Consider the following 21,559-nt stretch of genomic DNA (forward strand, 5'->3'; position numbering starts at 1 on the left):
GGCGCACGGGAGCCGCGCGACCGCTCACAGGACATCGGGGCCAGGTCTTGAGTCGTCAGCAAAAGTACCGCCAGGGAGTCGTACCGTCCGCCAGTCTCACCATGGCTGATCTGGCGGAAGTGGCCGGCGTATCCAAGATCACGGTCTCGCGGGCATTGAGCGATAGCCCGCTGGTGAATCGCGAGACGCGCGAGCGTTTGCAGTCGCTCGCCCAGGAGCTCGGCTACAAGCTCAACGTCAGTGCGCGCAACCTGCGCCTGCGCCGCAGCCACACGGTGGCGGTGATCGTGGAAATGAAACCCTCGCACGATCGCACCATGCTCGATCCGTATCCGCTGGTGCTGCTGGGCGGTATTTCCCAGGAGCTGACCGCGCATGGCTACAGCGTGCTGCTCACCACGCGGCAGGGCGCCACGGCGGCGGCCGTGCAGGCGGCCGACGGGCTGATCCTGCTGGGCCAGGGTTCACGGCAGGATGCGGTGCGTCGTTTCGACAAGCTGGGCTTGCCGATGGTGGTGTGGGGTGCGCCGGGCGACGAACACGTGGTGGTGGGCAGCGACAACCGCCTTGGTGGCACCGTCGTGGCACAGCATTTCATCGATTTGGGGCGCCGCAACCCGGTGTTCGTGGGCAACCCGAACCACCCGGAAATCTTCGAGCGTCTTACCGGCTTCGTGGATGCGCTGGCTGCGCACGGCATCAAGCCGTTGTTGATCCGTCGCGATGAATTCACCCTGGCCTCGGGCATGGACGCCATGCATTCGCTGGTGGATCGCGGCGTGCCGTTCGATGCCGTGTTCGCCTGCAGCGACCTGTTGGCCATGGGCGCCATCCGCGCACTCAACACGCTGGGCCGCAGCGTGCCCGGCGATGTGTCGGTGGTGGGTTACGACGACATGCCCCTGGCGGCGAGCTTCCTGCCGCCGCTGACCTCCGTGCGGCAGGACTGGCAGGAGGGCGGCACCCTGCTGGCGCGCAAGGTGCTTGCGATGATCAACGACCAGCCCGAACAGTCGGAAACGCTGCCGGTGGAGCTGGTGGTCCGCGAAACCTGATTCCGCCGCAGTGGGCTTGCTTGTAGGAGCGCACCCTGTGCGCGACCACCGCGCGACAAGGCAAGGTCGACGCGCCGCGGTCGCGCACAGGGTGCGCTCCTACATCTGGAGGTCGGCGCGTGTCGGTGCTCAGCCGGCTGCCGCCGCGTCACCCGTGGCCCGGCCCATGCGGGCTGGCGTCAGCACCAGTCGGAAGCAGCTGCCGCCACCGGCCACGCGCACGTACTCCAGCGACGCCTGGTTGGCTTCGCTCATCTGGCGGGCGAGGTAGAGGCCGAGGCCCGTGCCGTATTCGTGGGTGGTGTAGAAGGGCTCGAAAATCTGCGCGGCCACCTTCGGCGCGATGCCCGGGCCGCGGTCGATCACTTCCAGGATGGGCACGCCATGTTCGCCGTGTCGCGCCACCACCATCACGCGGGCGGGCTCGCCCGGCATGCGGCCGTAGCGCAGGGCGTTCTGCACCAGGTTCCACACCACCTGCTGCAGCTGCTGCGGATCGGCCACGGCCGCCACCGGCGTGCTGGCCTGGATCACGCGCAGCGAGTCTTCGCCCAGGTCGTTGCCCTGGCGGTATTCGTCCACGAACTGGTTGGCCCAGCTACCCAGATCCAGCGTTTCCGGTCGCGAGCGCTCGCGACGGGAGAGCTGCAGGATGTTCTCGATGATCTCGTTCAGTCGCACGCAGTGGTTGTTGATGATCTCCACCATGCGCTGGTCAGTCGGCGGCAGGTCTTCCGATTCGGCCAGCAGCTGGGCCGAGTAGCGGATGGCGGCCAGCGGGTTGCGGATCTCGTGCGCGATCGAGGCGGACAGGCGGCCCAGCGAGCTGAGCGTCAGTTCCTCTGCGCGACGGGAAACCAGCGAGGTGTCGTCCAGGAAGATCAGCACGTGCGAGTCGTCGTTCGGCGCCAGTCGGCTGAAGCGCGGCACCACTTCGGGCACGCCGTCGGCCAGCTGGGTGGCCGATTCGTCCAGCTTGCCGGAGGTCATCCAGTGGTACAGCCGGCGTGACAGCTCCGGCGCCACGCGGCCCAGGTCGCGCTGGTCGGCGGTGGGGTTGCCCAGCAGCATCCAGGCCGATTCGTTCATCTGGTGGACGCGGTTGGCGTCGTCCACCAGCAGCACGCCGGTCTTCATGCGGCGGATGATCAGTTCATTGACCTGGGCCAGATTGGCCAGGTCCACGCCGCGCTGCTCGGCCAGCGCCTCGCTGGCGCGGATCTGCCGGCTCAGCACGTAACAGAGCATGGTGATGGCGAAGTAGGCCAGGCCGAACAGGCTCGATTCGAGCAGCTCCCGGTCCATGCCGTTCTGGCCGTGCTGCACCTCGATCACCGAGTGGCCGATGATGCCCAGGGTGGCCAGTGCCGCAAAAAAACACGACAGGCGCAGCGGCAGGATCAGTGCCCCGGCGGCCAGGTTCACCGCCAGCATCATGGCGATGCCGATGCGGGCGTCGTGCATGGTGATGATGGCCAGCACGGCCGCAATGATGTCCACCACCAGGGAGCCCGACACGGCCCAGCGGATCCACGGGGTGGAGCGACGGGTCAGCGACAGCATGCCCAGCGCGAACAGCAGGAACAGTACCGCCACGCCGCGGGCCAGCCCCACGTCCGCCAGCTTGGGCCAGCCCAGGGTGTTCGGGCTCAGGGCCAGGCCGGTGTAGACCAGGGCCTGGGCCAGGCGGAAGCAGTTCAGGAACAGCAGTTCGTGGCGGGCGGCCTCGGGAGCCGGGCGCGCGTTGGGATAGGCAGACTGCACCGTGCTGGACACGTGGCGGGCTCTCTCGGCGGGTCGGAGGGCGGTTCCAACCAGTATAGACGGGGCTTTCACGCTCTGGGCGAATGGCCTGCCGACGATGGTCGATGGGCCCCTTGGCCGTCCCGCCCCTTTCCATCGGGGGCCTCTGCTGCGAAAATAGGCGGCCGTATTGCGCGGTTTTCGTCATGTCACAAGGCCTGACGGCGGCGCACTGCAACTCCGGCAGCGCTCGTACCGCCGTCGTTCCCCTGACCGTCCGGGTTTCCCACAGCCCGGCGGCCGCCATGTTTCCCCGTACTCTCGAGGTATCCATGAATTTCCACGAGTACCAGGCCAAAGAATTGTTCGCGAAGTACGGCATTGCCGTGCCCCCGGGCAAGGTCGCCAACTCTCCCGATGCCGCTGTCGACGCCGCCAAGCACCTTGGTGGTTCGCAGTGGATGGTCAAGGCACAGATCCACGCAGGCGGCCGCGGCAAGGCCGGCGGCGTCAAGTTCTGCAAGAGCCTCGATGACGTGCGCGCAGCTGCCAAGGGCATGCTGGGCACCAACATGGAAACGTACCAGTCCGCCGGCCGTGCGCTGCCGGTGAACCTGGTGCTCGTCACCGACGCCACCAACATCGCCAAGGAACTCTACCTGTCGATCCTGACGGACCGTGATTCCAAGTCGATCTCGTTCATCGCCTCCAAGCACGGCGGCGTGGACATCGAGCAGGTCGCCAAGGACACCCCGGAAGACATCCACACCATCGTGGTGGACTTCGTGGAAGGCCTGCAGCCGTACCAGTGCCGCCAGCTCGGCTTCGCCATGGACCTCAACGCGAAGCAGGTCGGCCAGCTGACCAAGATCATGCTGGGCCTGTACAAGCTGTTCAACGAGAAGGACCTGTCCCTGGTCGAGCTGAACCCGCTCGCCATCCTCGAAGACGGCAACCTTGCCGCCCTCGACGGCAAGGTCAACTCCGACGACAACGCCGAGTTCCGCCACCCGGATCTGGCCGCCATGCGCGACCTGAGCCAGGAAGACCAGGCTGAAGCGGCTGCCGTGCAGCACAACCTGAACTACGTGACCATGGACGGCTCCATCGGCTGCATGGTCAACGGCGCAGGCCTGGCCATGGCCACCATGGACGTGATCCAGCTGGCAGGCGGCGAGCCGGCCAACTTCCTCGACGTCGGTGGCGGCGCCACCAAGGAACGCGTCACCGAGGCGTTCAAGCTCATCCTCTCCTCCGACAAGGTGAAGGCCATCCTGGTCAACATCTTCGGCGGCATCGTGCGTTGCGACCTGATCGCCGAAGGCATCATCGCGGCCGTGAAGGAAGTGGGTCTGAAGATCCCCGTCGTGGTTCGCCTGCAGGGCACCAACGTGGAGCTGGGCCGCGAACTGCTGGCCAACTCCGGCCTGGCGATCACGCCGGCCGACGATCTCAACGATGCGGCGCAGAAAGCCGTGGCTGCGGCCAAGGCCTGAGGAGCAACTGAACCATGAGCGTTCTCGTCAACAAGAACACCAAGGTCCTCGTGCAGGGCTTCACCGGCCAGCAGGGCACCTTCCACGCGCAGCAGGCGCTGGACTACGGCACCAAGGTCGTCGGCGGCGTGACCCCGGGCAAGGGTGGCACGCAGCACATCGGCCTGCCGGTCTTCAACTCGGTGGCCGAAGCCGTCGATGAAACCGGCGCCGATGCGTCCGTCATCTTCGTGCCGCCGCCGTTCGCGGCCGACTCGATCCTCGAAGCCATCGATGCCGGCATCAAGGTCATCGTGGCCATCACCGAGGGCATCCCGGTGCTGGACATGCTGCGCGTGAAGAACGTGCTGGCACAGCATCCGGAAACCGTGCTGATCGGGCCGAACTGCCCCGGCATCATCACCCCGGGCGAGTGCAAGATCGGCATCATGCCGGGTCACATCCACATGCCAGGCAAGGTCGGCATCGTGTCCCGTTCGGGCACGCTGACGTACGAATCGGTGTTCCAGACCACCAACGAAGGCCTGGGCCAGTCCACGGTCATCGGTATCGGCGGCGACCCGATCAACGGCCTGAGCTTCATCGACTGCCTGAAGATGTTCCAGGACGATCCGCAGACCGAAGGCATCATCATGGTCGGCGAAATCGGCGGTTCGGCTGAAGAAGACGCCGCCGAGTTCATCGGCGAATACGTCACCAAGCCGGTCGTGTCGTTCATCGCCGGTGCGTCGGCCCCTCCGGGCAAGCGCATGGGCCATGCCGGCGCCATCATCTCGGGCGGCAAGGGCACGGCGGCTGCGAAGTTCGCGGCGCTGGAGAAGGCAGGCGTCACCACGGTGAAGTCCCCGGCCGACCTCGGCAAGACCCTCGCCGGTCTGATGAAGAAGTAAGTATTCGGGTCGTTTCGACCGAAGCAAAAAGGGCCGCAGCGATGCGGCCCTTTTTATTTGTTCGTGTTCACGCCCGATGCGTCATGCGTGGCGAGCGGGGCAAGCAGCAACGTCCGTTCACGCGGGGGCCATTCGCGTACGCAGTGCGACGGCCACTTCGGCGTTGTCCCCCAGCAGGTGGATATGTCCATCCTGGATCAGGCACTGCAGGCGCAGGCTGCGTTCGATCATGTTGCCCAGTGCGGCGACGCTTTCCGCAGGCACGTCGAGCACGGTGAGGTTGCGATGGCGAGCCAGGGCGCCGGCATTCTTGTCCCACCAGATATCCGCCGCACGGCCGCCGTAGTTGATCACCATGACCTGCTGCGCGCGTCCGCAGGCTTTGCGGATGCGTGCCTCGTCCGGTTGGCCCAGTTCGATCCATTGCTCGATCTCGCCGCCGTAGTCCTTGCGCCAGAGGTCGGGTTCGTCGTCGCTGCTCAGGCCTTTGCCGAACTCCAGCTTGTCGTGGGCGTACAAGCCAAACGCCAGCAGGCGGACCATGAGTCGCTGTTCGGTTTCGGAGGGATGGCGAGCCAGGGTCAGGGCATGGGTGGCGTAGTAGTGCCGGTCCATGTCGCTGACTTGCAGCTCAGCCTTGTGGATGGTGGCCTGGAGCGCCATCGCGGGATTATCCAAGGGGAAAGTCGCACATTGTAAGCGATGCCCCGTCGGCTGCCGTTCGCCAGGGGGCGTGTCAGGTCTGCTTGCTCCAGCCAAAACCGGGCCTGCATGCTGTCTGGGCGCAGCGAAGGGTATGGAAAGCCGCGGATCGCCGCGCCATGACTTTCCCGCGCCAGGCGCCCGCGCCGTCTGAAACGAGGGGCGGCGTGCGTGCTCTTTGCGCGGATCGAGGCGCAGCCACGCCACGGTGGGGACACACGCAGTGCGCGAAAGCGACATGCCGTTGTCGGGTCGCTGGCTGGTCGCCCGCAACCGGTCTTGCGGTGTGGTCGTTGTCAGCGCTGCTGGCGAAGGCCTTTGTTTGCTGCCTTGACCAGCACCTCCGTCACCATCGCCAGCGTGCTTGAGCGGATCGACCAGCATTGCCAGTAGAGCGGCACGTCGAGCCACCGATTCGGTGCAATCACTTTCAGCGTGCCCGCGGCGACGTTCTTTGCCAGCATCGACTCCGGTGCCATCGCCCAGCCCAGCCCCAGCTCGGCACCTTCCACGAAGGCGGTGGAGGAGGGCACGTAGTGCGTGGGCGGTGCGAGCTTCGCGCGGGTGATGCCGTGCATGAAGCGCCGTTGCAGCGCGTCCTTGCGGTTGAACACCAGCATGGGTGCTTTGCCCAGTGTTGCTGCATTGACGCCGTCGGCGAAGTAGCGGGCAACGAAAGCGGGCGAGGCGACCGGCAGATAGCGCATCACGCCGAGCTTCTTCACGCTGCAACCTTGCACGGGTTTCGCCTCGGCCGTGATGGCGCCGAGCACGGAACCGTCGCGCAGCAGGTTGCTGGAGTGATCCTGGTCTTCCACGCGCACGTCAAACAGTACTTGATGCCTGTCGTGCAGTTCGGCGAGCGCGGCGAGAAACCATGTGGCCAGAGAATCGGCGTTCACGCCGATGGCGACGGTGGTCGGTCCGCTGCTGCCCGCATCGACGTGAAAGTCGTCCAGGGTTTCCGCCTCGAGCAGGCGCATCTGCTGCACGCTGCGCAACAGGCGCTGCCCGGCTTCGGTCGCTTCGCAGGGGGTGCGGCGCAGGATCAGGATCTGGCTGAGCCTGTCCTCCAGCGCCTTGATGCGCTGGGATATCGCCGAAGGCGTCAGCGAGAGGCGCTGCGCTGCGCCGTCGAAACTTCCTTCGTCCAGCACGGCGGCAAAGGCGGCGAGTTGAGGGTTGAGCAGGCTCATTGGCATCTTCCTCCGCGCGGGCGCGCGGTTACATTAGCCAGATTGATTCAACTTAAGAATATTTAGTTTTACTGAAGCAGACGTCTAAGCGAGAGTAGCTGCCTTTTCCGAGGGCATTCCATGGATTTCGCGCCTTACCTGGCTGGCCTTGCGGCTGGCGCAGGCCTGATCATCGCCATCGGCGCGCAGAACGCCTTCGTATTGCGACAGGGCCTGCAACGTCACTACATCGGCTCGGTGGTGGCCGTGTGCATCGTGGCCGACGTCAGCCTGATCCTGCTGGGCGTGGCCGGCATGGGGCTGGCGGTGCAGCAGCATCCGGGTTTGCTGCAATGGCTGCGTTATGCCGGCGCGGCGTTCCTGACAGCGTATGGCGTGATGGCCCTGCGTCGCGCCTGGCAGGGCGAGAGTGGTTTGCAGCCGGCCGGTGATGGTGCGCTGAGCCGCGGCCGCGTGGTAGCGGCATGCCTCGCCTTCACCTTGCTCAATCCCCATGTCTATCTGGACACGGTCGTGCTGCTTGGCAGTCTATCCACCCATTACGCGGGGCCGGAGCGCTGGGCCTTTGCCGCCGGTGCGTCCAGCGCGAGCGTCGTGTGGTTCCTCTCCCTGGGATACGGCGCGCGCCTGCTGCTGCCCGTGTTCCGCAGCCCTGTGGCATGGCGCGTGTTCGATGTGGCGGTGGCCTTGTTCATGCTGACGCTGGCGGCGGTGCTGGTGTACCAGCCCGTGGGTTAAGCCGCCCGGCACATCGACAACCTCCCGTCATCATGCGAGCGTAGCGTCTTGCTCATCGCTTCCGGGGGGAATTCGCATGGCAGCACCGTCGCATCCGCCGTTCCTGTATCCACCAGGTTCACCCTTGATGCACCCGCCGCTGGCCTTGACCCAGGCCCGCATGTACGGATTCTGGGTGCCGGGCGACGCGAAGGCCTTGCAGGCCAGTGTGGACGCCACGCTTAACGCCGGCGCCGGCGGCAACATGGCCTTCACGGTGGTGTCGCCCTATGTGCTGATGACGTTCACCGACATTGCCCGCGCTTACAGCCAGTGGCCGGACGACCGCGCCAAGGGCTGGGGTCGTGAAGTCGACATCGTTGCGTGGGTACTCGTCGCAGGACTGGCCAAGGGCGAGTGGCTGCCCTCGTTCTACGCCTACCCGCTGCATATCTGGGTGGACGACTGCATGGCGTTGATCGTGGGGCGCGAGGTTTTCGGTTATCCGAAATACCTGTGCAGCCATTTCATGCCCGGTCCCGATGAACCGCCCGTTGCCTTCACGCTTGCGGCCAAGGGCTTCCAGCCATTTTCGCCGGACAGCGAGCTTTGCGTGCATCCCTTGCTGGAAGTGACGGGTGCGCCGTTGCTGGGCACGGGGCGTCCGATCGGCGACGTGCAGGTGTGGCGCAATGACCTGCTGGGCGGGCTGGATGAAAGGCCGGACTTCTGGAGTGCCGATCCATCGTGGCGATCGGCGTTCGATCAGTGGTTCCTGACGTTTCCCGCCATGCCGCAGATCTTCCTGAAGCAGTTTCCCGATGCCACCGGACAGCAGGCGGTGTACCAGGCCATCGTCGCCGCCAATGCGCAGGTGCAGGCGATCCATGGCGTGTGGATGCTGGGTCAGGAGTACAGCCTCAACCTGCACGAGTTCGCCAGCTTTCCGCTCGCGCGCACACTGGGTTGGTCGCTGGGCGAACAGAAGGCGTGGTTCGGTTACCGCATCGACTTCGATTTCCACGTGGAAGCTGGCGTGGAGCTGGTGAACAACACCCTGGGCACGGAGGCTCGCTGATGTCCACGCAACCACGTCGTATCGCCATTCTCGGTGGTGGCGTCGGCGCCATGACGGCGGCGTTCTGGCTGACGAATCGCGAAGGCTGGCAGAACGACTACCAGATCGATGTCTACCAGATGGGCTGGCGGCTCGGCGGTAAAGGCGCCAGTGGGCGCAATGCGGAACGGGCCGAGCGCATCGAGGAACATGGGCTGCACATCTGGTTCGGCTTCTACGACAACGCGTTCCAGTTGATGCAGCAAGCGTACGGTGAACTCGGTCGGCCGCCGGGCAGCCCGCTGGCGACCTGGGATGAGGCATTCAAGAAGCACCGTCTGGTCTGCCTCACCGAAGCCATCGACGATGCCTGGCGCGTGTGGTCGATCCTGACACCGCTGTTGCCGGGCGAACCTGGCGCACCCCGCGATGTGGCAAGCATCGGGGCGGCCCATGCCGGGCTGCTCGAACGCGTGAGTGGCTGGGTGGACGAATGGGCACTGGTCGCCGGCCGGCCGATGGGCGGCGTGAACGCGTCGACGGTGATGGCCGGCGATGTCGCGCTGAGTGATCCTTCCGTCATCGCCGCCACCGCGAGCGACCTGGCCGCACTCGACGCCGACGCCTCGGCGCCGATCTACGCGGATACCATCCTGGCGTTGCTGAAGTGGCTGCAGGAAAAACTGCATGAAGCAGGCGCATGGCTGCAGGCGTTCGGCCTGTGGTTCGACGATGTGCGCCGGCTGTACCTCTGTCTGGATCTTGCGCTGGCGGTAGGCATCGGCATGCTGGCCGATGACGTGCTGGGCAAGGGCTTCGAAGCCATCAACCACGTTGACTTCTGCGATTGGCTCGCCTCACATGGCGCGCAGCCTGCCAGCGTCCGGAGTGCGCCGGTGATGGGCTTCTACGATCTGGTGTTTGCCTATCGCGATGGCGACGCAGAACGGCCGGAGATCGAGGCGGGCACCATGCTGCGCGGCATGTTGAAGGTGGGGCTCGGTTACCGTGGCGCCATCATGTACAAGATGCAGGCCGGCATGGGCGACGTGGTGTTCGCACCGCTGCACGAGTTGCTCGAACGCCGTGGCGTGCGCTTCCACTACTTCCACAAGCTGCTCGCGCTGCAGCCGGATGCCGACGGCAAGCTGGTGCAGCAGGTGGCACTGCAGGAGCAGGTGTCACTGCGCGACGGCATCGCAAGCTATCAGCCGCTCAAGGATGTGAAAGGCCTGCCATGCTGGCCATCGGCGCCGCTGTACGAGCAACTGGAACCGGCACAGGCCGATCTGCTGAAACGCTCTGATGCCAACCTGGAATGCCACTGGTCCGACTGGCCGCAGTGCTACGAGCAGGCGTTCCAGCGTCCGTTGCCGTTGAAGGTCCTGCAGCGTGGCGTGGATTTCGATGACATCGTGTTCGGTCTTTCGGTGGGCAGCCTGCCGGTGGTGGCGCCGGCCCTGCTGGAACGCAGCCCGGCGCTGCGCGATTGCAGCGATCACGTGAAAGCCGTCGCCACGCAGGCCTATCAGGTGTGGACGCGACGCGACCTGACGGGGCTCGGCTGGCAGTGCGCGGTGGCCGACGGCGAGGAGCCGGTGCTGTCCGGCTTCACCGAACCGTTCGACACCTGGGCATCGATGAACCAGCTGCTGTGCCGGGAAACCTGGCCGCCGGGCGACGAGCCGCTGGGCGTCTCCTATTTCTGCAACGCTTTCGCCGTGCGCGATTATCCGGACAGCGACCATCATGATTTTCCCGAGCGCTGTGCCGAGCAGGTGAAGGCCTCGGCGATCCACCAGCTCGATCACGATATTCGCGCACTATGGACCCACGTGGGTGCCGGCGGTTTCGACTGGAACTGGCTGGTCGATCCGGAGAACGGCGAAGGCGTGGCGCGATTCAACCGGCAGTACTGGCGCGCCAATGTCGACCCGTCCGAGCGCTACGTGCAGTCGCTGGTGAATACGTCGAACTATCGCCTGCGCGCGGACCAGAGCGGCTTCGCCAACCTGTTCCTTGCCGGTGACTGGTTGAAGACCGGGCTGGACGCGGGCTGCGTGGAAGCGGCCGTGATGGGTGGCATGCAGGCGAGCCGTGCGATCAGTGGTTTTCCCGCCACCATCCAGGGCGAGTCGGGCTGGTGACGCGGGTGCCCGCGTCAGCGCTCGATTTCCGCCTGCGCTTCGCGACCACCGGCCGAGGGTGAGCGGCGACGCGATTTGTGTTCGTACATCATGCGATCCGCTTCGCGCGCCATCGCGGCGACGTCGCTGCTGTCGAGGTCCTCGCCCGGCTTGGAGCCGCAGATGCCGAAGCTCAGCCCCGACGCAAGGAAACCGTACTCGCGCAACTGGTGATCCAGTTGCGACAGCGCGTAGGTAAGGCGGTGCTGGCTCAGTTCGTCGCCAAAGGCGATCACCGCGAACTCGTCCCCGCCAAGGCGATAGGCGTGGCCCTGGCAAGGTAGCCGTGCCAGTTCGCGGGCGGCAGCCTGCAGCAGCGCATCGCCACGTTCGTGGCCTTCGTTGTCGTTGATCTGCTTGAGGCCGTCCAGATCGATCATGGCGATCTGCCACGCCCCGCCCACCAGGGGCGATGGCGTGGAGCTCCGCCGGGTGATTTCCTCGATGCGCATATTGAAGGCAAGGCGATTGCCCAGCCCCGTCAGCGGGTCGGTGGATGCGCGAGCGATGGCATCCTGCATGCCCTGGCGAAAACGTTCGCGCGCCGCCTGCACCAGTTTCATGTGGTCGGCCAGTGCGAAGGCCAGCAGCATGGCCTCGCCACTGTTGCCCATCAGCGTGAGCAGATCGGCGTTGTCCACCGGGCTGTGCATCAGCCCGAAATTCACCGGCAGGATGATGGCGCCGGGTACCAGCACGCAGACGTAGGCCAGCACGAAGAAACGTGCCTGGCGGATGCCGCTGAGCAACGCCCAGATGCTGACGCTGGCGGAATAGAACACCACGGACGTGACGGCGATGGTCGCTATCAGAAAGGCCATTGATGGCAGCAGCATGGCCACCGGCACAGCCAGCGCGCTGACGATGGCAATGCCGTAGCCGATGCGCGTGGCTCGTGGCGCGTGGCGTTTGAGCTCGAGGAAGCGCACGGTGAACGGCGCGTGCACCACCGGCACCAGGATGAACCACAGTGTGAAGTTCACCACGCTGTCGCCCATGCCGAACCAGTCGGCGGGCAGGCCGAAGAAGGATGCCCACCCCGCCATCAGGATCAGCGACTGGCAGCCATACAGGGTGTAGCTGAGCACGCGCGTCCACAGGCCGACGAACAGGATGAACACGCCCAGCCCACCGAGCACGCCCAGCGAGGTCAGCATCAGTGCCGACTCGTTGGTAAGCCGTCGGCGATAGGCTTCACGCGTCTGCAGGTCGATGCGGGGCAAGGCGGTGAAGAACGGCGAGGTCACCTGGATGACGACGGCATAGCGGTGTCCGGATCGCAGCGTGGTCGGCACCGTGCCGCGCAGCATCACGTTGGTGTCGATGCCGCGCCCGGCTTCCAGTCGCTGGCGTGAGCCGTCATCACCCAGGATCACCAGGTTGGCGCGACGGTAGTAGGTGTTGTCGAACGTCACCACCCATTCGGCATCGTCGTCCGGCGTCTGCAGCGGCGCCACCAGCCAGTAGTTGCCGCCGAGCATGTTGATCGAGGGCAGGCGCTGGCGTGCGGCCAGCCACGCGGGCAGTTCAGCGTAGGCCTGCGGTGGCAGGTCGCCGGAAGTGGCACGGTACGTGGCGACCGGCGGTTCCAGTGGCGGCTGGCCGAACAGGGACCACGTGGCGGCGTGGGCGGCGGGCGCCAGCAAGGTCGCCAACACGAGCAACAGCGCCCACGGCCAGGCGTTCGTCAGGGAACGTCCGGCAACAGGTGTCCATGTGGTCCCGCGACAACGCAACGCTGTCCCCTGTCAGTTTGCGTCCGGAAATCCTAGCACCGGGCTGGATGGGCGAAGTGAAGGCGGCCCCTGGCCCTTCGGCGAACGTACCTGCGTGACGCTCGGGTACAATTTCAGGCCCCCAAGAACGACGGATTCCGACGGTATGGCTTCCCTACGCTTCGCGCTTGCACAGTTCGATTTCCCGGTAGGCGCGGTGGCGGCCAATGCGGCCAAGGTGGGCGACCTGCTGGCGCAGGCGCGCGAAGGTGGCGCTTCGCTGGTGGCTTTCCCCGAGCTGGCCCTGAGCGGCTATCCGCCGGAAGATCTGCTGCTGCGCCCGAGCTTCCTGGTGGCTTGCCAGTGCGAGCTCAATGCGCTGGCAGGCGCCACCAACGGCATCGCCGCGCTGGTGGGCCACCCGCATAGCGAGGGCGAGGTGTACAACGCCGCCAGCCTGCTGCGCCACGGCATCATCGAGCTGACCACGCACAAGCAGGCGCTGCCCAATTACGGCGTGTTCGACGACAAGCGCTATTTCCGCCCCGGCAGCGACAGCGCCGTGGCGCTGATCGACGGCGTTCGCGTGGGCATGATCATCTGCGAAGACATCTGGGAGCCCGAGCCGGCAGCCAAGGCCGCTGCGGCCGGTGCCGAGCTGATCGTGGTGATCAACGCCTCGCCGTGGGACGACGCCAAGCAGACCGGCCGCGAGGACGTGCTGACCGCCCGCGCGCTGGAAACCGGCTGTGCCATCGCCTACGTGAACATGGTCGGTGGACAGGACGAAGTGGTGTACGACGGCGCTTCGATCCTGGTGAATGGCGACGGCAGCATTGCCGCGCGTGCGCCCAGCTTCGTCGACGCCATGTTGTGGGCCGAGTTCGACAGCGAAACGCGCACGCTGCGCGCGGACAACTGGCCCACCGTGCCGGATGCCTCGTATGAGGCAACGTTGTACGCGGCGCTGGTGCGCGGCATCCGCGACTACATCGAGAAGAACGGCTTTCCGGGCGTGTTGCTTGGCCTTTCGGGCGGCATCGATTCCGCGCTGACGCTGGCGCTGGCAGTGGACGCGCTGGGCGCGGACCGCGTCACCGCCGTGATGATGCCCACGCGTTACACCTCGCAGTTGTCGCTGGATGGCGCGCGCGCACAGGCCGAGCAGGTGGGCGTGGATTACCACATCATCAACATCGAGCCGATGGTCGATGCCTTCATCGGCGCGCTCACCCCGGCCTTTGCAGGCAAGACGGCGGACACCACCGAGGAGAACCTGCAGTCGCGCACGCGCGGCGTGACGCTGATGGCGCTGTCCAACAAGCATGGCCGCCTGCTGCTGGCCACCGGCAACAAGAGCGAGATGGCGGTGGGCTATGCCACGCTCTACGGTGACATGTGCGGCGCCTATGCGCCGCTGAAGGACGTCTACAAGACGGTCGTGTATCGCCTGTCCCGCTGGCGCAACGCGCACGCGGCCCGCCTGGGCGAACCGGAGGCCATTCCCTCGGCGGTGATCGACCGCCCGCCGTCGGCGGAGCTGCGCGACAACCAGACCGATCAGGATTCGCTGCCGCCGTACGACGAACTGGACGCCATCCTCGCGCGCTTCATCGAAGGCGAGGAATCGCAGGCGGAAATCACCGCGCAGGGCTACCACGCCGACACCGTGCGACGTGTGGTGCGGCTGGTGCTGCTCAACGAATTCAAGCGTCGCCAGTCCGCACCTGGGCCGCGCGTGACCACGCGCGCATTCGGGCGCGAGCGTCGCTACCCGATCACGTCAGGCTGGAAGTAACCCATAGTCACCTAACGGCCTGTAGGAGCGCACCCTGTGCGCGACCACGGGCTGCGCAGTGCCTCGCAAGGTGTGCTGCTGCCAGGGCTGGAGGCAAGAAGCGGGTGTTGCGGTGGCTATGCGGGCTGCGGTCGCGCACAGGGTGCGCTCCTACAAGGGGCATTGACGTCCGCAGGTGACCCAATAAAAAAGCCGGTGCAATGCACCGGCTTTTCATGCGACCCGGAGTCCCGGGCTGCGATCAGTGGTGACCCGAGAACGGGATCGCCTTGCGCAGCAGCGACGGCGAATGCGGCCACTTCGGATCCTTCAGGTACGGATGATCCGGGTAGTTCAGGGCCAGCACCTGGCGCGTCTGGTCGGCAAGGTTCTTCTGGTCCATGCCGAGGTAGCTGCGGGTGAGGATGGCCAGCGCGTCGCCGGTCTGCGGTGCCTGCTGGTAGTGCTCGATCACGTACTGGGCGCGATTGGCCGAGGCCACGTAGGCGTTGTTGCGCAGGTAGTACTCGGCCACGTTGATCTCGAACTGGGCCAGCACGTCGCGCAGGTAGATCATGCGCTGGCGCGCATCGGCGGTGTAGGCGCTGTCCGGGAAGCGGCGCGAGAGCTCCGAGAAGTCGTCGAACGACTTCAGGTTGAAGCCCTGGTCGCGACGCGTCTGTGCCTCGTTACGCTGCAGCAGGCGCTCCATGGCGCCGCCAGTGCGGTCAAAATTGATCAGGCCGCGCAAGTAATAGGCATAATCCACATGCTTGTGGGTCGGATACGTCTTGATGAAGCGGTTGATCGTGGAATAAGCGTCGTCCGGCTGATTGTCCTTGTACTGCGAGTAGGCCAGATCAAGCTGGGCCTGCTCGTTGTAGTCGCCGGACGGGAAGCGCGCGATCAGTCGCTGGTACGCTTTAGAGGCCGCCGAATAGTCGGCGTGTTCCATCGAGTCGTGAGCCTTGGCGTAAAGCTTATCTACCGGCAGCGTATCGTTGGTGTCCCTCTTGTGGTGGAACATCGAGCATGCGCTCATCGAAAAGGCGATGGCGAGCACGACAAAAACTTTGAAAGCCGGCAGCTTGGTTACGCGCATGAGAAAGGTTCAGATGTTTGAGCGAAAAGGGATGATAGCCGAAACCACCGGGTGCCCGGGGAGCTGGTCATGACAACGATTCGTCACGAAGCCACGGTCCCCCTGTCCGCGGCAGGTCGGAGATTCGACCAGGCATTGGCCGAGATGTTCCCCGACTACTCCCGATCGCGCCTCACGGCGTGGATCAAGGCCGGGGCCGTGACCCTGGACGGCGCCGTGGCGCCACCCCGCCAATTGCTGCGCGGCGGGGAAAAAGTCCAGCTGGAAGCGGTACTTGAGACGGAAGTGGAGCTGGCCCCGGAGGCCATGGACCTGCATATCGTCCACGAGGACGAGCACGTGCTGGTGCTGAACAAGCCGGCCGGCCTGGTGGTGCATCCGGGCGCAGGAAATAGCGCCGGTACCCTGCTGAACGCCTTGCTGCATCACGATCCGGCGCTGGCCCAGCTGCCGCGCGGCGGCATCGTGCACCGGCTGGACAAGGACACCTCGGGCCTGATGGTGGTGGCCAAGAGCCTGCCGGCCCATACCGCGCTGGTGGACATGCTTTCCCGCCACGACGTGGAACGCCAGTACGAGGCCGTGGTGCTGGGCACCCTGGTGGCCGGCGGCACGGTGGACGCACCCATCGGCCGCCACATGGGCGACCGCTTGCGCCAGGCCGTGCGCGACGAGGAGGATGGCAAGCACGCCGTCACCCATTACCGCCTGCGCGAGCGTTTCCGGGCACACAGCCTGCTCCAGTGCAGCCTGGAAACCGGGCGCACGCACCAGATCCGCGTACACATGGCGCACATCAATCACCCGCTGGTGGGCGATCCGCTTTACGGCGGCGGGCTGAAGCTGCCCAAGGGCGCTTCGCCGGAACTGGTGGCGGCCCTGCGCGGCTTCCGCCGTCAGGCCCTGCACGCCGAGCGGCTGGCCTTCGAGCATCCGGTGACCCACGAGCCGCTCTCCTTCAGTGCCGAGCGCCCGGCCGACCAGCAGGCACTGATCGACGCCCTGCGCGCCGACACCGCCCTGGCCGGCCCGGACGACTGGCAGTGAGCATGGACGGTAGCTGGCTGACCCCCGCGTGGCCGGCCCCGCCCGGCGTGCGGGCGGTGGTCAGCACCCGCCAGGGGCCGGGTATCTCCACCGGTGCGTGGGGCCGCTTCAACCTGGGCGCGCGCTGCGGCGATGAGCCGTCGGCGGTGGCCGCCAACCGGGCGGCCGTGCGGTCCGCGCTGGGGCTGTCGCGCGCGGCCCACTGGCTGCAGCAGGTTCACGGCGTGGATGTGGTGGATGTGGACCAGTTGACCGATGCCCAGGAGCCCCGTGCCGATGCCTCGGTAACCCATCAGGTTGGCCAGCCACTGGCCATCCTCACCGCCGATTGCCTGCCGGTGCTGTTCTGCACCACCGATGGCCGTGCCGTGGCGGCGGCCCATGCCGGCTGGCGCGGGCTGCAGGCCGGTGTGCTGGAAGCGACGTTGGATTCACTGCAGTCGCTGCCGGCACAAGTCATGGCGTGGCTGGGGCCGTGTATTGGCCCGGCCAGTTATGAGGTGGGCGGGGAAGTGCGCGATGCCTTCATGGCGTCTGACGCCGGCGCCGCCGGCGGCTTCGAGGCCACGCGCCCCGGGCACTGGCTGTGCGATCTGGCCTGGCTGGCGCGGCGTCGCCTGCAGGCCGCCGGCGTGGCCAGCCTGCATGGCGGTGGTTTCGACACGCGCACGGATGACCGCTTCTATTCCTACCGTCGCGATGGCGCGCAGAGCGGGCGGTTTGCCAGCCTGATCTGGCGGGAAGGCTGATCTGCCTAAATCCCCCCTGTAGGAGCGCCCTTGGGCGCGACCGTCACGCAGGGTGACTCGAAAACGCGAAGGGTTATCGTTGATGCGACCACTGGCAACTGGCGGACGCCGTCAATCTGCGGTCGCGCCCAAGGGCGCTCCTACAGGCGTGGCTTGATGGTGGTCAGCTGGCCAGTCGCCGCAGGAACGCATTCCGCCACGCGGTGACGTCCTGCTTCTCCAGCACGTCCATCATCTGGCGCCAGCGTCGTCGTCGTTCATGCAGCGGCATTTCCAGCGCCACGCCCAGCGCCTCGGCCACTTCCTCCGTGTCGGCCGGATTCACCAGCAGCGCGCCGGCCAGTTCCTGCGCGGCGCCGGCAAAGCGTGACAGCACCAGCACGCCGGGGTCATCCGGGTCCTGGCTGGCCACGTATTCCTTGGCCACCAGGTTCATGCCGTCGCGCAGCGGCGTCACCAGGCCCACGCGCGCACTGCGGTAGTAGCCGCTGAGCAGGCTGTGCGGGAAAGAATTGTTGACGTAGCGAATCGGCACCCAGTCAGGCGCGGCATACATGCCGTTGATGTGGCCGGCCATGCGCTCCAGGTCGCGGCGGATCTGGCGGTACTCCGGCACGCCGCCGCGCGAGGGCGGGGCGATCTGCAGGAAGCTCACCTTGCGGTGCAGCTGCGGTGAGCGTTCCAGCAGTCGCGCATAGGCCTGGAAGCGCTCGGGCAAGCCCTTGGAATAGTCCAGCCGGTCAACGCCGATGATCAGCGCCCGGCCTTCCAGGCTCTGCTTCAGGTCGTGGATCTCCTTGTGTTCGTTGGCGTGGCTGGCCGACGCGACCACTTCCGGGGTGTCGATGCCGATGGGAAACGCTTCGGCGCGGAAGCTGCGGCCTTCCGGCGTGCGGATGCGCCCGTCGCGCCGCATGGTGGCGCCCACTTCGTGCAGGAAATACTCCTCCAGCGCGCGGCGGTCGCGCGCCGTGTGCAGCCCGACCAGGTCGTAGCTGGCCAGGGTTTCCAGCAGCTCCATGTGGCGCGGCAGCGCAATCAGCAGGCTCGCCGGTGGCAGCGGCGTATGCAGGAAGAAGCCGATGCGATTACGCACGCCGCGTTCGCGCAGCATCGCCGCCAGGGGAATCAGGTGATAGTCGTTCACCCAGACCAGGTCGCTGGGGTGGATCAGCGACATCAGCTGCTCGGCAAACAGGTTGTTCACGCGCAGGTAGCCGGCCAGATGCTTGCGGTCGTAGTCGACCAGGTCCGGGCGGAAGTGCAGCAGCGGCCACAGCGTGCGGTTGGCGAAGCCGTCGTAGAAGTCGTCGTGGTCGCTGCGCGAAAGGTCGATGGTGGTGTATTGCACCGGGCCGTCGGTCAATCGATGGACGTCGTCGCCGGTCTGCCGGGCCATCTTGCCGCTCCAGCCAAACCACAGTCCTCCCCGCTCCTGCAGGGCGGCCCGCATGGCCGAGGCGAGCCCGCCGGTGGCGGTCTGGTCGGGAAGCGCCACGCGATTGGAAACCACGATCAATCGTCCCTGACCGTTGTTTCTTCCCACCATCATCACAGTGCATCCTCCCAGCGCCGCGACAGGCGCATGGCCGCCTGGATCAGGCCGACCATCGAATAGGTTTGCGGGAAATTCCCCCAGTGTTCGCCGTTGGCTGGCGCGATGTCTTCCGACAGCAGGCCCAGCGGGTTCCGCTGCGTGAGCATGTGCTCAAACATGGCGCGGGCCCGCTGCTTGCGGCCGGTGGCGGCAAGCGCCTCGATGTACCAGAACGTGCAGATGTTGAAGCTCGTTTCGGGGGCGCCGAAGTCGTCCGGCGCGATGTAGCGGAACAGGTAGTCGCCACGCCCCAGCGCCTCGCCGATGGCATCCACCGTGGCGATGAAGCGCGGGTCCATGGCATCGATGAAGCCGATGTCGGCAAGCAGCAGCAGGCTGGCATCCAGGTGTTCGCCGTCGTAGGCATCGACGAAGGTGCCGAGCTCGGCATTCCATGCGTGCGCCACGATCCGCTCGTGCAGGGCCACGGCTTCGTTGTGCCAGTAGCGCGCGCGGTCGTCCAGGCCCAGCTCGGTGGCGATATGCGCCAGGCGGTCGCACGCTGCCCAGCACATGGCCGCGGAATAGGTGTGTACCGCGCTGCGGCCGCGGTATTCCCACAGGCCCGCGTCGGGCGTCTCGGCCACGCGCAGCGCGATCTCGCCCATGCGTTCCAGGCGGCGGAACGTCAGTTCGTCACCGGGGTGCTCCAGCCGGCGATCGAAGAAAACCTGCGCCGCGGCCAGCACCACCGAGCCATAGACGTCGTTCTGGCGTTGCCGCCAGGCGTCGTTGCCCACCCGCACCGGCCCCATGCCGCGGTAGCCGGTGAGGCTTTCCACCTGGGTCTCGGTCAGCTCGTGCTCGAAAGTGATGCCGAACACCGGGCCAATCTCGTTGTCGCCGTCGGCAGCGACCAGGTTGAACACGTAGCGTATGTACTCCTCCATGCTGCGTGTCGCGCCCAGCCGGTTGAGCGCCCGCACCGTGAAGGCGGCGTCACGGAGCCAGCAATAGCGGTAGTCCCAGTTGCGCTCGGAGTGAGGCGACTCCGGGATGGAGGTGGTGAGCGCTGCCACGATGGCGCCGGTGGCTTCGTACTGGCACAGCTTCAGCGTGATGGCGGCGCGGATGATCGGCTCCTGCCACTCGTACGGCACGGACAGGTAGCGCACCCAGTTGCGCCAGTAGCCCAGCGTGCGTTCAAGCGTGTGGTGGATGAAATCCGCCGGGCTGTGCGTCAGCGTTTCGTCAGGACCCAGCACGAAATGCGCGGGTTTCTCCAGGAAAAACGGCAGGCCGCGCTCGAGCATCACCGAGGCCACGTCGCTGGTCAGTCGCGCCACCACGCCATCAAGCAGGAAGCGGATGTGGTTGCTGCCCGACGTGGTCTGCGGCGTTTCGGCGCCATAGCGGCACAATGGACGGAGCAGCACGCGGATGCGTGGCGTGCCGCCGATGGGGCGCACGCGCCGGGCGATCAGTACAGGATGGTAAAAGCGCCCGCGCGAACGGAAGCGGGGCATGTAGTCGACAATCTCCACGCCCGCGCCGGTTCGGTCGTAAAGGCGGGTGACCAGCACGGCCGTGTTCGGCATGTAGTGCTGTTCGGAGCGCTCGAAGTCTTCGAGCTCGATCGTCCAGTCGCCCCCTTCACGCTGGGGCGACAACAGCGCGCAGAAAGTCGCGTCGCCGTCGAAACGCGGCAGGCAACACCAGACGATGCGGCCGCGTCCGTCGATCAGTGCGGCAACGCTGCCGTTGCCGATGACGCCCAGTTCCAGGCTGGACTGGGTGTCAGGCGTTTCCTCCTGAGGCTGAGGAGTGGGCATGCGAGAGGGCTCCATGCTTGAGTGCGTGCAACACGCGGAACAGCCAGGCGCGCGCGGCGGCGGGCTCCGGCAAGGTGTAGCGGGCGAGGCTTGGTTCGCGGGAACCCACGCGAATGCTCAACCCGCTTTCGAGATTCGCCGTGGCAAAGCCGTGCTCGTCAGTGAGGTCGTCACCCACGTACACCGGCTGGCGCCCACGGAACGGCCAGGCAGACATCAGGGCGGCCACGGCCGAGCCCTTGTCCATGCCTTCGGGTTTCAGTTCGATCACCATGTTGCCCGGCTGCATTTCGTAGCCGGCCAGCGATGGCAGCACGCTTTGCACCTGTTCGCGCAAACGTTCGAACTGCTGCGGCGAGGTGCGGCAATGCAGGGCGACGGCCATGCCCTTGTCTTCCATCAGCACGCCGGGCAGGCCAGCGGCGACGGTGTTGGCAATGTCACGTACCAGCGATCGCCGGCTGGCGCCGATATGCACGCCGCGGTAGCGGCCGTCGGCGCCGCGCAGCTCCAGGCCGTGCAGCCCGGCCATGGCCCATGGCGGATGGCCAAACAGGTCGTCGAGGTCGTCCAGGCTGCGCCCGCTTACCAGGGCCAGCGCGCCATCCAGGGCACCGTAAAGGTCTTCCACCAGTTCGCGCAGGCGCGAATCGACGCAGACCTGGTCGGGATGATCGGTGAAATCCAGCAACGTGCCGTCGACGTCGAGAAACAACGCCCAACGGTCGTCCACGCCAGGCAGTGGCGGAGCCGGTAGA

At 66.2% G+C, this 21,559-nt stretch carries 17 protein-coding genes; 9 read left to right on the plus strand and 8 right to left on the minus strand.

What is annotated here, in order from left to right; all coding sequences use genetic code 11:
• Nucleotides 1–101: 101 nt before the first annotated feature.
• Nucleotides 102–1,055 carry a LacI family DNA-binding transcriptional regulator gene (locus H8F01_RS13565; protein WP_187055630.1) on the plus strand — a complete coding sequence of 318 codons (954 nt, stop codon included), beginning with the start codon at nt 102–104 and terminating at the stop codon, nt 1,053–1,055.
• 129 nt (nt 1,056–1,184) lie between these two features.
• On the opposite strand, the gene H8F01_RS13570 is transcribed toward H8F01_RS13565, so the two are convergent.
• Entirely contained in the window at nt 1,185–2,831 is a 1,647-nt protein-coding gene (locus tag H8F01_RS13570) for a sensor histidine kinase (RefSeq protein WP_187055631.1), read from the minus strand.
• A gap of 299 nt (nt 2,832–3,130) precedes the next feature.
• On the opposite strand from H8F01_RS13570, the gene sucC reads away from it, so the two are divergent.
• Both sucC and sucD read left to right on the plus strand, forming a co-directional pair.
• Nucleotides 3,131–4,294 (plus strand): ADP-forming succinate--CoA ligase subunit beta, encoded by a 1,164-nt coding sequence (gene sucC, locus H8F01_RS13575; protein ID WP_111984137.1) that lies wholly within the window; start codon nt 3,131–3,133, stop codon nt 4,292–4,294.
• A gap of 14 nt (nt 4,295–4,308) precedes the next feature.
• Nucleotides 4,309–5,184: a succinate--CoA ligase subunit alpha gene (sucD, locus tag H8F01_RS13580; protein WP_187055632.1), complete on the plus strand. Its 876-nt coding sequence runs from the start codon at nt 4,309–4,311 to the stop codon at nt 5,182–5,184.
• A gap of 117 nt (nt 5,185–5,301) precedes the next feature.
• Here sucD and H8F01_RS13585 read toward each other — a convergent pair whose 3' ends face one another.
• On the minus strand, nt 5,302–5,847 hold the full coding sequence (locus tag H8F01_RS13585; protein WP_187055633.1) for a YaeQ family protein: 546 nt from the start codon (nt 5,845–5,847) through the stop codon (nt 5,302–5,304).
• A gap of 335 nt (nt 5,848–6,182) precedes the next feature.
• Nucleotides 6,183–7,082, minus strand: coding sequence for a LysR family transcriptional regulator ArgP (locus H8F01_RS13590; RefSeq protein ID WP_187055634.1), 900 nt, complete (start codon nt 7,080–7,082; stop codon nt 6,183–6,185).
• A gap of 120 nt (nt 7,083–7,202) precedes the next feature.
• Here H8F01_RS13590 and H8F01_RS13595 point away from each other — a divergent pair, with 120 nt between their 5' ends.
• The 3 genes from H8F01_RS13595 to H8F01_RS13600 all read left to right on the plus strand — a co-directional run bounded on the left by H8F01_RS13595 (nt 7,203) and on the right by H8F01_RS13600 (nt 11,003).
• Complete coding sequence (locus tag H8F01_RS13595; protein ID WP_187055635.1) at nt 7,203–7,820, plus strand: LysE/ArgO family amino acid transporter; 618 nt, start codon at nt 7,203–7,205, stop codon at nt 7,818–7,820.
• A 76-nt stretch (nt 7,821–7,896) separates the two neighbouring features.
• Complete coding sequence (locus H8F01_RS21740) at nt 7,897–8,877, plus strand: acetoacetate decarboxylase family protein (protein ID WP_222615665.1); 981 nt, start codon at nt 7,897–7,899, stop codon at nt 8,875–8,877.
• Nucleotides 8,877–11,003 carry an NAD(P)-binding protein gene (locus H8F01_RS13600; RefSeq protein WP_222615666.1) on the plus strand — a complete coding sequence of 709 codons (2,127 nt, stop codon included), beginning with the start codon at nt 8,877–8,879 and terminating at the stop codon, nt 11,001–11,003. Before H8F01_RS21740 ends, H8F01_RS13600 begins: the two co-directional genes overlap by 1 nt.
• A gap of 14 nt (nt 11,004–11,017) precedes the next feature.
• Here the strand turns inward: H8F01_RS13600 and H8F01_RS13605 are convergent, their stop codons facing one another.
• Nucleotides 11,018–12,700, minus strand: a complete 1,683-nt coding sequence (locus H8F01_RS13605) for a sensor domain-containing diguanylate cyclase (RefSeq protein WP_187055636.1) — start codon at nt 12,698–12,700, stop codon at nt 11,018–11,020.
• A gap of 223 nt (nt 12,701–12,923) precedes the next feature.
• On the opposite strand from H8F01_RS13605, the gene H8F01_RS13610 reads away from it, so the two are divergent.
• A complete protein-coding gene (locus tag H8F01_RS13610) occupies nt 12,924–14,555 on the plus strand; it encodes an NAD+ synthase (protein WP_187055637.1) in 1,632 nt (543 codons plus the stop codon).
• A gap of 241 nt (nt 14,556–14,796) precedes the next feature.
• Here the strand turns inward: H8F01_RS13610 and H8F01_RS13615 are convergent, their stop codons facing one another.
• Nucleotides 14,797–15,636 carry an outer membrane protein assembly factor BamD gene (locus H8F01_RS13615; protein ID WP_187055638.1) on the minus strand — a complete coding sequence of 280 codons (840 nt, stop codon included), beginning with the start codon at nt 15,634–15,636 and terminating at the stop codon, nt 14,797–14,799.
• Nucleotides 15,637–15,705: 69 nt separating this feature from the next.
• On the opposite strand from H8F01_RS13615, the gene rluD reads away from it, so the two are divergent.
• Together rluD and pgeF are read left to right on the plus strand one after the other, a co-directional pair.
• Entirely contained in the window at nt 15,706–16,683 is a 978-nt protein-coding gene (gene rluD / locus H8F01_RS13620) for a 23S rRNA pseudouridine(1911/1915/1917) synthase RluD (protein ID WP_187055639.1), read from the plus strand.
• Nucleotides 16,684–16,685: 2 nt separating this feature from the next.
• Nucleotides 16,686–17,432 carry a peptidoglycan editing factor PgeF gene (gene pgeF, locus H8F01_RS13625; protein WP_187055640.1) on the plus strand — a complete coding sequence of 249 codons (747 nt, stop codon included), beginning with the start codon at nt 16,686–16,688 and terminating at the stop codon, nt 17,430–17,432.
• 163 nt (nt 17,433–17,595) lie between these two features.
• Here pgeF and otsA read toward each other — a convergent pair whose 3' ends face one another.
• From otsA to otsB, 3 genes are read right to left on the minus strand one after another with little or no spacing between them, the layout of a single operon-like run.
• Complete coding sequence (gene otsA / locus H8F01_RS13630) at nt 17,596–18,984, minus strand: alpha,alpha-trehalose-phosphate synthase (UDP-forming) (protein WP_187055641.1); 1,389 nt, start codon at nt 18,982–18,984, stop codon at nt 17,596–17,598.
• Nucleotides 18,984–20,801 (minus strand): glycoside hydrolase family 15 protein, encoded by a 1,818-nt coding sequence (locus H8F01_RS13635; RefSeq protein ID WP_187055642.1) that lies wholly within the window; start codon nt 20,799–20,801, stop codon nt 18,984–18,986. Before H8F01_RS13635 ends, otsA begins: the two co-directional genes overlap by 1 nt.
• Nucleotides 20,767–21,534 carry a trehalose-phosphatase gene (gene otsB / locus H8F01_RS13640; RefSeq protein WP_338017280.1) on the minus strand — a complete coding sequence of 256 codons (768 nt, stop codon included), beginning with the start codon at nt 21,532–21,534 and terminating at the stop codon, nt 20,767–20,769. Before otsB ends, H8F01_RS13635 begins: the two co-directional genes overlap by 35 nt.
• Nucleotides 21,535–21,559 lie beyond the last annotated feature (25 nt).

This window comes from Dyella telluris (assembly GCF_014297575.1).
In the GTDB taxonomy this organism is placed as follows: Bacteria; Pseudomonadota; Gammaproteobacteria; order Xanthomonadales; family Rhodanobacteraceae; genus Dyella; species Dyella telluris.

Bases quoted from the DNA above. Each gene is read 5' to 3' on its own strand.
- H8F01_RS13595 (WP_187055635.1), top strand. From the start codon at position 7,203: ATGGATTTCGCGCCTTACCTGGCTGGCCTTGCGGCTGGCGCAGGCCTG.
- H8F01_RS13585 (WP_187055633.1), bottom strand. From the start codon at position 5,847: ATGGCGCTCCAGGCCACCATCCACAAGGCTGAGCTGCAAGTCAGCGAC.
- H8F01_RS13615 (WP_187055638.1), bottom strand. From the start codon at position 15,636: ATGCGCGTAACCAAGCTGCCGGCTTTCAAAGTTTTTGTCGTGCTCGCC.
- sucD (WP_187055632.1), top strand. From the start codon at position 4,309: ATGAGCGTTCTCGTCAACAAGAACACCAAGGTCCTCGTGCAGGGCTTC.
- H8F01_RS13635 (WP_187055642.1), bottom strand. From the start codon at position 20,801: ATGCCCACTCCTCAGCCTCAGGAGGAAACGCCTGACACCCAGTCCAGC.
- pgeF (WP_187055640.1), top strand. From the start codon at position 16,686: ATGGACGGTAGCTGGCTGACCCCCGCGTGGCCGGCCCCGCCCGGCGTG.
- rluD (WP_187055639.1), top strand. From the start codon at position 15,706: ATGACAACGATTCGTCACGAAGCCACGGTCCCCCTGTCCGCGGCAGGT.
- otsA (WP_187055641.1), bottom strand. From the start codon at position 18,984: ATGATGGTGGGAAGAAACAACGGTCAGGGACGATTGATCGTGGTTTCC.
- H8F01_RS13600 (WP_222615666.1), top strand. From the start codon at position 8,877: ATGTCCACGCAACCACGTCGTATCGCCATTCTCGGTGGTGGCGTCGGC.
- H8F01_RS13565 (WP_187055630.1), top strand. From the start codon at position 102: ATGGCTGATCTGGCGGAAGTGGCCGGCGTATCCAAGATCACGGTCTCG.
- sucC (WP_111984137.1), top strand. From the start codon at position 3,131: ATGAATTTCCACGAGTACCAGGCCAAAGAATTGTTCGCGAAGTACGGC.
- H8F01_RS13610 (WP_187055637.1), top strand. From the start codon at position 12,924: ATGGCTTCCCTACGCTTCGCGCTTGCACAGTTCGATTTCCCGGTAGGC.
- H8F01_RS21740 (WP_222615665.1), top strand. From the start codon at position 7,897: ATGGCAGCACCGTCGCATCCGCCGTTCCTGTATCCACCAGGTTCACCC.
- H8F01_RS13590 (WP_187055634.1), bottom strand. From the start codon at position 7,082: ATGAGCCTGCTCAACCCTCAACTCGCCGCCTTTGCCGCCGTGCTGGAC.